Origin of the sequence: Acidovorax sp. CF316 (genome assembly GCF_000276605.1) — a bacterium.
GTDB lineage: Bacteria > Pseudomonadota > Gammaproteobacteria > Burkholderiales > Burkholderiaceae_C > Acidovorax.
The window spans coordinates 18,991-27,651 of record NZ_AKJX01000215.1; the positions used below are offsets into that span (position 1 = coordinate 18,991).

Annotated in this window: 14 protein-coding genes; 10 read left to right on the forward strand and 4 right to left on the reverse strand. The window is 68.0% G+C overall.

All coding sequences use genetic code 11. The annotated features are described in order from the left end of the window. Nucleotides 1-58: 58 nt before the first annotated feature. Nucleotides 59-433, forward strand: coding sequence for a hypothetical protein (locus tag PMI14_RS26510; RefSeq protein WP_146187982.1), 375 nt, complete (start codon nucleotides 59-61; stop codon nucleotides 431-433). A gap of 18 nt (nucleotides 434-451) precedes the next feature. Here the strand turns inward: PMI14_RS26510 and PMI14_RS26515 are convergent, their stop codons facing one another. After that, nucleotides 452-808, reverse strand: a complete 357-nt coding sequence (locus PMI14_RS26515; protein WP_007859266.1) for a hypothetical protein — start codon at nucleotides 806-808, stop codon at nucleotides 452-454. A gap of 280 nt (nucleotides 809-1,088) precedes the next feature. Here PMI14_RS26515 and PMI14_RS26520 point away from each other — a divergent pair, with 280 nt between their 5' ends. From PMI14_RS26520 to PMI14_RS26530, 3 genes are all read left to right on the forward strand, one after another. Further along, nucleotides 1,089-2,036, forward strand: coding sequence for a hypothetical protein (locus PMI14_RS26520; RefSeq protein WP_007859268.1), 948 nt, complete (start codon nucleotides 1,089-1,091; stop codon nucleotides 2,034-2,036). Between the two features lie 67 nt (nucleotides 2,037-2,103). After that, nucleotides 2,104-2,514: a nuclear transport factor 2 family protein gene (locus PMI14_RS26525; RefSeq protein WP_007859270.1), complete on the forward strand. Its 411-nt coding sequence runs from the start codon at nucleotides 2,104-2,106 to the stop codon at nucleotides 2,512-2,514. Continuing rightward, the gene (locus PMI14_RS26530) at nucleotides 2,511-3,014 is read left to right on the forward strand and encodes a MerR family transcriptional regulator (RefSeq protein WP_007859271.1); all 504 of its coding nucleotides are present in this window, start codon (nucleotides 2,511-2,513) and stop codon (nucleotides 3,012-3,014) included. The genes PMI14_RS26525 and PMI14_RS26530 overlap by 4 nt, the downstream gene beginning before the upstream one ends. 15 nt (nucleotides 3,015-3,029) lie before the next feature. Here PMI14_RS26530 and PMI14_RS26535 read toward each other — a convergent pair whose 3' ends face one another. Further along, nucleotides 3,030-3,452: an N-acetyltransferase gene (locus PMI14_RS26535; RefSeq protein WP_007859273.1), complete on the reverse strand. Its 423-nt coding sequence runs from the start codon at nucleotides 3,450-3,452 to the stop codon at nucleotides 3,030-3,032. A gap of 108 nt (nucleotides 3,453-3,560) precedes the next feature. On the opposite strand from PMI14_RS26535, the gene PMI14_RS26540 reads away from it, so the two are divergent. Further along, nucleotides 3,561-4,235, forward strand: a complete 675-nt coding sequence (locus PMI14_RS26540; protein ID WP_007859274.1) for a hypothetical protein — start codon at nucleotides 3,561-3,563, stop codon at nucleotides 4,233-4,235. A gap of 27 nt (nucleotides 4,236-4,262) precedes the next feature. Beyond that, nucleotides 4,263-4,721, forward strand: a complete 459-nt coding sequence (locus PMI14_RS26545) for a DUF6713 family protein (protein ID WP_007859276.1) — start codon at nucleotides 4,263-4,265, stop codon at nucleotides 4,719-4,721. A 36-nt stretch (nucleotides 4,722-4,757) separates the two neighbouring features. Here PMI14_RS26545 and PMI14_RS26550 read toward each other — a convergent pair whose 3' ends face one another. After that, nucleotides 4,758-4,970 carry a hypothetical protein gene (locus PMI14_RS26550; RefSeq protein WP_145698164.1) on the reverse strand — a complete coding sequence of 71 codons (213 nt, stop codon included), beginning with the start codon at nucleotides 4,968-4,970 and terminating at the stop codon, nucleotides 4,758-4,760. Nucleotides 4,971-5,531: 561 nt separating this feature from the next. On the opposite strand from PMI14_RS26550, the gene PMI14_RS26555 reads away from it, so the two are divergent. After that, a complete protein-coding gene (locus tag PMI14_RS26555) occupies nucleotides 5,532-5,747 on the forward strand; it encodes a hypothetical protein (RefSeq protein ID WP_007859280.1) in 216 nt (71 codons plus the stop codon). 148 nt (nucleotides 5,748-5,895) lie between these two features. Then, entirely contained in the window at nucleotides 5,896-6,843 is a 948-nt protein-coding gene (locus PMI14_RS33760) for a hypothetical protein (RefSeq protein ID WP_007859282.1), read from the forward strand. 382 nt (nucleotides 6,844-7,225) lie between these two features. Here the strand turns inward: PMI14_RS33760 and PMI14_RS35365 are convergent, their stop codons facing one another. Beyond that, complete coding sequence (locus PMI14_RS35365) at nucleotides 7,226-7,549, reverse strand: hypothetical protein (RefSeq protein WP_007859290.1); 324 nt, start codon at nucleotides 7,547-7,549, stop codon at nucleotides 7,226-7,228. 252 nt (nucleotides 7,550-7,801) lie between these two features. Between PMI14_RS35365 and PMI14_RS35095 the strand changes: the two genes are divergently transcribed. Beyond that, entirely contained in the window at nucleotides 7,802-7,975 is a 174-nt protein-coding gene (locus tag PMI14_RS35095) for a hypothetical protein (RefSeq protein ID WP_007859291.1), read from the forward strand. Between the two features lie 110 nt (nucleotides 7,976-8,085). After that, nucleotides 8,086-8,556: a hypothetical protein gene (locus PMI14_RS26575; RefSeq protein WP_007859292.1), complete on the forward strand. Its 471-nt coding sequence runs from the start codon at nucleotides 8,086-8,088 to the stop codon at nucleotides 8,554-8,556. The last annotated feature ends 105 nt before the right edge of the window (nucleotides 8,557-8,661 follow it).

The following is an 8,661-nucleotide window of genomic DNA, read 5'->3' on the forward strand; positions in this document are numbered from 1 at the left end:
GCTGGCCCGGCCCACAATGGCGTTGGTCGCAAGCCAATCCCGACACAACCCTGCCTCCTTGCCCACTTCTGGAAACACCACCGTGCGCCGCCACGCCCTGACCCTTGCCTTTGTCCTCTGGAACCTCCTGGGGTCCGCCGCCCATGCCCGCGACCGGTGCCGCGGGGATTGCCAGAGCGCCGGCCTGGCGGTGCTGATCCTGGTGCCCCTGCCCTTCATCTTCGCCTACTTCTGGGGCCGCAAGAAGGACGGCCCTGACCTGGGCCAGTTGCTGGCCTACGTGATCCAGAGCGGCGCGATCGGGCTGTGCGCCGCTTACCTGCTGCAGGGCATGGGGGCGCCACGCTGGGGCACGTGGATGGCGCTGGGCGCCGTGCAGTACGGCGTGTTCGCGGCCCTCGTCCACCCCCGGCGCCATGCGGTTGCCCGCTGAGCGCAGGCCTGCCGGCCCTCAATCCCGAAACCAGATCCTGAACGACACGTACAGCGCGTACGCCAGGAACAGCACCATCCACGCCAAAAAGAACACGTTGCCCCAGTACTGGCCCGCCTGCTCTGCCAGGGTATAGACCTGCCCGCGGCAGCCCTTGCCGACGCACTCGATCTGCCCCTGTACCAAGGCACGCAGCAGGCCAAAGCCCAGAACGCAGGCAATGGCTGCGCACACCACAAAGCCCACGGGCCCCAGGGGCGGCTTGGCGATCTCGTCGTTCTCGTCACGCAAGCCCTGGGCGAGCAGCTTCTGCCCGTAGCGGTAAGCGGCGTACCCGAGCAGGAGCATCAGCGCGTAGTACAGGGTGGCGAGCATGTCGGTTGGTGGGCCAGGAAAAGTGCAGCAGGATCGTGCGTTGCCAGCGATGGTAGCCGAGCACCCTGGCGGCCTGCAGGCCAGGCTGCGGGCTGGGCAGTGCTGCCCATTCCGGGCGCGGCCGCCGACAAGCCGCCGGCACGGACATGCGCGTCGGCGCGGGGACTTCATCCTCACCTCACACAGGTTCGCAACACTCCATGCAAGGCCCCACCGCGGCCTCTTCAGGACCAGCAAGCCGGGCACTGCACGGCCTGGCCCCGCATGAGAGCAACACCCCTTGAACCTTGCAACCTCCCGTGCTGCCACCCGCAGCCACGCCATCCGCGCATGGCGCCCCGCAAGCTGCGCGCTGGCCGGGGTGTTGTGCATCCTGGTGTCCACACTCACCGCCTGCGGGCAGGTGGATGACGAGGCCCTGACGAGCAAGGCGCGCACACGGGTCGACGTGGGCCTGCTGGCCAGCGACATCCATGTCTCCATCGCGCAGCGCCCCCTGGTGCTGCCTTTCGTGGCGCTGGAGGAGCACGCCCGCCAGGGGATGTCCTTCTCACTCGACCGCAAGGGCGACCGCCAGCGCGCAGCCGATGCGCGCCAGCAGTTCCTGCGCGATTCGGCCAACCCCGGCCAGCCCCTGACGCTGGACAGCCTGTCCGTGGTGGTGGACACCTATGGCTGGAACCATTCCGAGCTGGGCCAACCGCCGCTGTGTGCGCTGCTGACCCGCGAGTGGGCGCGCGCCGTCTGCGACAACCCCTGGGCCTCCACGCGGCAGGCCTTGCCTTACAACCGCCTGCGCCTGCTGGACCTCAGCCGCCTGCGCACCACGGGTCCAGGCCGCCAGGCCGAGTGCCGCAACGGCACGCCGCCGCCCCGGGCCCTGCCCACCGAACCCGGTCAGGCCGTGCTGCTGTGCAACGCCATGGTTTACGGCGGGCGCGAGGACCAGTCCCACCATGCGGTGGTGCGCATCGATGGTGACCTGGGCGCCCTGTGGACCGTCTGGAACTACGGGCAAAACGGCGAGACGGCCGAAGCCATGGCGCAACGTGAGGGGCAGGCCATCGCCCATTTCGTGCAGCACGCGCTGGGCCCGCGCGAGGACTTCGCCGCGCTGCAGGCCCGCATGTGCCGCCTGCGCCGGCCGGACTCGGCGGACCACCCCCATGGCCCCGACTGCGGGCGCGGGGCACGCCGGCAGTCGGTACAGCGCAACCCCTCCACTTGACATAGAGTGCACTCTAGCTCGCCCAATCACGGCTCCAACCACTTTTCCATCGTTCTGGAGCCGCACCATGCAAGCAAACAAGGCACTCATGCAAGCCATCTTTTCCGAACTGGCACAGGGCAACGGCCGCCCGCTGGTCGATGCCATGGCCGACGATTTCTGCTGGACCTTCAAAAGCGAAGGCCCCTGGCGCGGCAGCTACCGCGGCAAGCAGGCGGTGCGCGAAGAACTGCTCGGGCCGCTCATGGCGCAGTTCGCCGACCGCTACACCAACACGGCCCAGCGCTTCATCGCCGAGGGGGACCACGTGGTCATCGAATGCCAGGGCCGCGTCACCACCAAGGCCGGCCAGCCCTACCACAACCGGTACTGCTACGTGTGCCGGCTCGAGGGCGGCCAGCTCAAGGAGCTCACCGAGTACATGGACACCGCGCTAGCCCAGACCGTGCTGGCCCCGCCTGCGAGGCCGGGCACATGAGCGGCGGCGACATCCAGGGCGGCCGCAAGCACGGCGAAGGCGCCCTGTTGCGCATTGGCGAGCTGGCGCAACGCAGCGGCCAAAGCGTGCACGCCATCCGCTGGTACGAAACCCAGGGATTGATGCCCAACGTCGCGCGCGATGCCGCGGGCCGGCGCGTCTACCATGCTCGGCACCTGGACTGGCTGCAACTCATGGACCGGCTGCGCCGCACCGGCATGTCGATCGCCGAGATGCGCGAGTACACGGATTTGGTCCGCCAGGGGCGCAGCAGCCTGCGCCAGCGCAAGGACCTGCTGCTGGCGCACCGCGTGCGCGCCCAGGCCACCATCGCCGAGTGGCTGCAGGCGCTGGAGCTCATCGACGGCAAGATCGCCTTCTACGACGAGTGGATCGGAACCGGGCAGCCGCCACCGATGCTGCCGCACGAGAAGGCGGGCCCGGCAGCTCTGGCAGCGCCTGCGGGTGCGCCCCAGCGCCGCCGTGCACGCAAGGCCTGAGCAGCAGCGAAAAAATCAGACCAGCGTCTTCTTCATGAAAAAGCGCGAGAACCCTGTCGGAAAATCGGGAAGCTCGCCAAAGCACACGTAGCCCAGGCGTTCATAGAACGCCCGGGCCTGGAACTCGAAGGTATCCAGCCAGGCGCCATGGCAGCCGCGGGCCAGGGACTCTTCCTCGGCCATCTGCAGGAGCCTGCTTCCCAAGCCCTGGCCGCGCAGTGGCTCCGGCACCACGAGCAGCTGCGTGAACAGCCAGCCATAGGCCGTGTAGCCCCACAGGCCACCGATGACGGCGCCCGCGCCGTCATTCACCTGGATGACCAGGGGCCGCCCCTGGCTCGGCCCCGCCTGGCTGTCGTTGTAGGCCACGAGCGGTACGAGGATGGATTTTCGGATGTCTTCGTTGGCGACATCGGTGACTGCCAGTGTGTATTCCATGCTGCCTGCAAGCAAAAAGCGGTTGGTCAAGGTCGATGGCAATATAGCCTGCGCCCCTCATTTCCTGGCTGGGAGGTGGCGCACAGGCGATATATTGCGGGCAGCCCCATGCCCACAGACGCCTCCTACCGCCCCCACCTGCGCCGCACCGGCCTGGCCCTGCTCATCGTGGGTGGCATCGACATCGCCGCCTGGCTCATCTGCCTGGCGTTTGACGTGCCGTATGTGTCGAGCTTCAACATCTTCTCGGTTGCCGGTGGCATCTTCCTGTTGCGCGGCAGCCTGCGCGCAGCTTCCATCGTGCGGCGCATGGCGATGTCGATGCTGGCGCTGCTGGCCGCCGTGGTGCTGGTCTCGCCGCTGCTGCAGCCCCCGGGGCTCACGCTGGTCATGGTCAAAGCCCATGCCGGGCTGGCCGCACTCGGCGGCGTGCTGCTGGTCTTCACCGTGGTGCTGATGGCCTGGCTCGCGCGCGAGCTGGGGGCGCCCCCCGTGCGGGCCGCCATCGCCGCGGCCGGGCTCAAGGTGCGCAGCACACGCTGGCCCATCGCCATGGGCGTGGGCATCGCGCTGCTGCTGGCCGCCATGGGCACCGCGCTGCAGCACACCGATGCGGCGGCGCGCGCCATCCGCGAAGCCCGCGCCGCCAACGGCGATGGCTACCAGTACCACCTGAGCCTGATCCAGGCCAGGGAAACCCCCGCCGGGCGCGAGATCACGGGCACCGTGTCGGCATGGAACGAGCATGAACTGCGGACCCTGCCCTTTTCGTGGCGGCAATAGGAGCGGTACCACGGCCGATGCGTGAGAATGCAGGCCACCCTTGCCACCGTGCAAGGCCTGCCCTGCGGCTTCTCACCCCACCCCCTGCTGATGATCACCCTCAACCGCATCGCCGTTCTCGACATCGCCCTGGTCTTTGCCCACCAGGGCGACGCGGCCTACTGGCATGAGTGGGAGATGTTCGGCCTGCCCGGCGGCATACAGCTGTTCAACGCGTTCAACGTGCTGGTGTTCGTGCTGGTGCTGGCCCTGTTCATTCCGGTGATCCAGCGCCGGCGTGCGGGCTGGCGTTGCTCCCTGGCCATTGCGGCGCTGTGCGCGTCGGTGCTGCCCATCCACGCGGGGTTTGCGCTGGCCGGGTTCGACCAGTTCCACCTGCCGGTCTCCATCGCACTGATCGGCGCCACCTTCGTGGCGGCCGTGGCGCATGGGGTGCTGACCTGGCGCGCACGGCCGGAGTTCGCTGCCGCGCACATGGCGGGCTAGCCCGGGCGCACCCGGTTGTCCTGGCCGCACGTTCCGCTAGTGCCCCGCGACTTCCTCGCGCAGCACCCCATGGGTGTCGCACTGCTCCTCCAAGTCGTCCATGGCCTGGGCGGCCTGCTCGGTCGGGTAGTTCAGGCGCACCACCAGGAACTCCTCGCCGCTGTCGTCCAGCACCTCGTGCTTGCGCCCTGCGCCCAGGGCCTGCCAGACGAGCACGACGCTCATCGCGTCCGTGGTCGCGCTGATCATGGTGCTGTGCGATTCGCGCCCATCGCGCGTGAATCTGAAGGCGGCTGACGACATTGGCATACGGGGCTTGGGTCCCTGGATCTTCTGCTCTGAGCGATGCCCAGATGGCCCCATGGTAGCAACACCCGACTGGCCGGGTGTCCAACAATGCCTGCGCGAAGAGTAAGCCATTGGTAACAGGCGCCCCGCCCAAAAAAGGGCCCGCTCGGCGGCGGGCCCAACTCGCGATGGTCACGAGGGAGAGACGCCGATCCGGGGTCCACAGCACCCCTCACGGCGCAGCCATCGTAGTGGGCCGCCGGTGGCCACGCATGTAGGACGGAACCCCAAGCTTTTTGCGCCCGTTTCGCGGCCCGCAGCATGCTGCAAACCATTGCGCCTGCTTACATTTCGCAGGCCGGCGCACCCCCTGGATACAGCCTGTGCATCTGCTTACCGGGGTGGGTGTTTTTCCGACCGGCGCATAGGACAAGACCTACAGGGCAGCGCCCCGTGGCGCCCAAGAATGGACCCACACACGGTCGTCGTGTGCAATGTTTTCACCTCAACAGGAGAACGTGTATGCCAAAGAACAACCCTCAAGGCAGCAGCAACCACCCGAACCAGGACGACAACAACAATAGCCTGCAGCGCAAACCTGCGGGCGAACGTCAGCAGGAGCAAAGCACCGGAAGTTCGGGCAGCCGCCAGCAGGGCCAGCCAGGCCAGCAGAGCAACGAGGCCAGCCGCCAGCAGGGTGAGTCGTCGAACCAGCGGCCCCCAAAGACCCAACACTAAAGCCCAGTTTCTGCGGCCCGCACCAGTCCAGCACAGGAGGGGCGCCATCACGCCCTCCCGGTGCGCAGCGGCGTGCGGGCCGCAGTTCCCGAGCACCGCCGCGGCACCCGCCGCCCGCCCCTCCCTGCACTCCCCAAGGAGCAAGACAATGGGATACCGAGACAGTGACGACAGTGGCTTTTCGCGCCACGGCATGAACCGCGACAACGACCACCCCGATGCGCTGCAGCATGCATCGCAACGCCCCTACCGCTCAGGCTACGACCACCCCGACCTGGACCGCGACGAAGACCTGCGCACCAGCCATTCCATCCCCGCAGACGCCTTGCGCGCGGGCCACAACGAACCAGCCCATGGCAGCCGCCGCGATGGCCCGGGCTATCAGGGCCCGCGCAGCTGGGAAGGCCGTGACCGCTACGCGCAGGGCCAGGGCAGCTACCGCAGCGAACACGACACCGGATACGGCTACGGCGCACGCGCCCCCGACATCGGCGGATACGATCCCTACGGGTCGGAACAACGCCACCGCCAGCAACAACAGCATGGCGCCGGCAACTACGGCCCCGACGACCGCGCCCGCCTGAACCGCCCCGAAGGCTGGGCCCGCGAAGGCTATGGCGCCTACGACCGTGACCAGCAGGGCGGCGGCGCGCATGCATATGGCAGCCGCCAGGGCCGCAGCTACGGTTACGGCTACGACGGCCGGCCCGATGGCGGCCCCCCATCGCGGTGGGATCACCGGCAGGAGGGCTATGGGCCTGCAGGCTATGGCAACGACGACCGCTACCAGAGCAACGCCTACCCGCAGCAGTACCGCAGCCAGCAACGCCACGACCCCGACTACGCCGCCTGGCGCCAGGAGCAGTTGCGCCTGCTCGACGAGGACTACGAGTCGTGGCGCACCGAGCGCTACCAGAAGTTCTCCGACGAGTTCAACACCTGGCGCAGCACACGCAGCCGCAACGAAGGCCTGCGCGGCTCCAACCAGTCCGACCAGACCATCTCGGCCAGTGGCAAGAACCAACCGGGCAGCAGCAACAATGCGGGCACACCCGGCGCAGGCAGCACGGCGCCCTCGGGCAAGACCAAGGACTGATCACCGGGTAGACAGACAGGCGTCGGCGGTTTGCAACCCGGGCCTGTCCACCGCACTCTCGACCAGGGAATGCTTGGTGGCATTGCAGCAGCGGCGCCGGAGGCCTCACGCATCGACAGGCCTGGCGACCCATGCAAGGCACCACCCTACCCCGCCGTGCCAATCAAGGCGCGCCGCGCTCGGAACCCTCCATCCAGCGCACAGCAGCCAAGTGCCACGCGGGGCCAGGGCATCAGCCCCCTTTTCGACCATGCCGTGGGCAGGCCCGGGTTCTTCTTTTCCTTCTTGGTTGCCGGGCCGTCGCGCCTGCTGCAGCCTTCGGCGACAAAAAAATGGCCCCTGTGCGGGGCCAGTCACCGTGCCTGGAGCGCCCCGGCACCGCTCACAGCGGTCCGAGCCCGCTGTCGGTGGCATCGTGCTGCCGAGGCAGCCCGCCAGGCGCCTGCGGCGTGGGCAGCCAGCGCGGAAACAACGATGTCGGCAGAAAGTGGAAATCCCGCTCCGGGTAGGCCTTGCGCAGCGCCGCGCGCCCTTCGGCCGTGATGGCCAGCACTTGGGCGCTTTGCAGCGTGCCCCCCACCTCGGGCAGCACTGCCTGTACCAGGTTCGCCGCAGCCAGCACGCGCAGGCAGTCGATGCCCCGGGCGTCATCCACCGTTCGGGGCAGTTCGCCTTGCGACAGCTCGAGCATGAACTCCATCGGCATCAAGGGCTCCCTGGTGAAGCGAGCCATTGTGGGGCCACGCAATGCAATTCGCAACGTATTACACAAAAAGAAACGACTGCCTGTGCTGCACTGCGCATGGCCCCGCTGTTCTCCGGTCCGGCAACGACATGCGGGCCTGTCTGACAGCGCACGCGCCCCTTTTCGCGCGAACATCGCGGCAACTTGCCTGCCACCACGCCCTGCCGCCCCGTTGAGTCCTGTCTTTCCAGCCCCTCCCCGAAAGCCACCACCATGCCGATCTCCTTTCCCGCGCTGCCGCTCCTGCAGGTGCTGATGCTGCTGCGGCAGTGGCTGTCCAGTGCCACCCACCCCATGGGGCCGGTGGACCCCGTGCCCGAGCCCCGGCCCGGCAACCCCTTGCCGCCCGAACCCGTGGGGCCGCACCCCACGCCGGAGCCGGTGTAGGAAAGCAAGGCAAGGCAAGGCGAAGCCACGGCCCGGTGTTGTTGTGCAATTGTTTGATTGCGCTCCCCCAGGAGGGAACGCTACGATGTTTCGATGACCCGGAGCACCCCATGCGATTAGTGCTTGCCTACCCCGAGGATGCCGACAGCGAAGACAAGGCCGCTATGGCCGAGCAGGCCGCGCTCGAGATCTGCGCGGCTGCGCACGTGCACCCTTACATGGCCTGGCACGACTACTCCCTGGTCCACTCCGGCCTGAACCTGCCCTCCTCGGCCTTCGCCACGGCCGAGATCGCCGGCGCCTTCGTCTGGATCGAGGCCATCGCCGCTGCGCAGGAGTTTCTGAACCCGCCCCGGGGCGCCAAGGTCGAGATCGACGTGGTCTTCGAGCCCGGGGACGAAAGGCCCCCGGCGGTGCTGCACGGGCCCGGCCGGGCGGTGCTGCGCGACCACCTGTACCTGCAGATGTGCCTGGCCCCGCGCCAGTTGGCGAATGCCGTACCGCCGCCGCCGATGGATGACGAGGGATCTGGGCCTGTGCCGCTGGGCTTGCGGCAGGAGCTGAGTTTCGAGAGTGAGTGATTTTTGGGTGAATGCGGTTTTTTGAGCGCCTTGCCTTTGTTGAGGGCGGAGGCCGGGATGTGCGCCCGGCGGCCCAGTAACTTTCTCTTGCGTCGCCAAGAGAAA

What these genes read in the sequence shown, in the direction of transcription:
- PMI14_RS26515 (WP_007859266.1), bottom strand. Translation starts at nt 808, where the DNA reads ATGCTCGCCACCCTGTACTACGCGCTGATGCTCCTGCTCGGGTACGCC.
- PMI14_RS33760 (WP_007859282.1), top strand. Translation starts at nt 5,896, where the DNA reads ATGGGATACCGAGACAGTGACGACAGTGGCTTTTCGCGCCACGGCATG.
- PMI14_RS26530 (WP_007859271.1), top strand. Translation starts at nt 2,511, where the DNA reads ATGAGCGGCGGCGACATCCAGGGCGGCCGCAAGCACGGCGAAGGCGCC.
- PMI14_RS26550 (WP_145698164.1), bottom strand. Translation starts at nt 4,970, where the DNA reads ATGATCAGCGCGACCACGGACGCGATGAGCGTCGTGCTCGTCTGGCAG.
- PMI14_RS26555 (WP_007859280.1), top strand. Translation starts at nt 5,532, where the DNA reads ATGCCAAAGAACAACCCTCAAGGCAGCAGCAACCACCCGAACCAGGAC.
- PMI14_RS26540 (WP_007859274.1), top strand. Translation starts at nt 3,561, where the DNA reads ATGCCCACAGACGCCTCCTACCGCCCCCACCTGCGCCGCACCGGCCTG.
- PMI14_RS35095 (WP_007859291.1), top strand. Translation starts at nt 7,802, where the DNA reads ATGCCGATCTCCTTTCCCGCGCTGCCGCTCCTGCAGGTGCTGATGCTG.
- PMI14_RS26525 (WP_007859270.1), top strand. Translation starts at nt 2,104, where the DNA reads ATGCAAGCAAACAAGGCACTCATGCAAGCCATCTTTTCCGAACTGGCA.
- PMI14_RS26545 (WP_007859276.1), top strand. Translation starts at nt 4,263, where the DNA reads ATGCAGGCCACCCTTGCCACCGTGCAAGGCCTGCCCTGCGGCTTCTCA.
- PMI14_RS26535 (WP_007859273.1), bottom strand. Translation starts at nt 3,452, where the DNA reads ATGGAATACACACTGGCAGTCACCGATGTCGCCAACGAAGACATCCGA.
- PMI14_RS35365 (WP_007859290.1), bottom strand. Translation starts at nt 7,549, where the DNA reads ATGCCGATGGAGTTCATGCTCGAGCTGTCGCAAGGCGAACTGCCCCGA.
- PMI14_RS26575 (WP_007859292.1), top strand. Translation starts at nt 8,086, where the DNA reads ATGCGATTAGTGCTTGCCTACCCCGAGGATGCCGACAGCGAAGACAAG.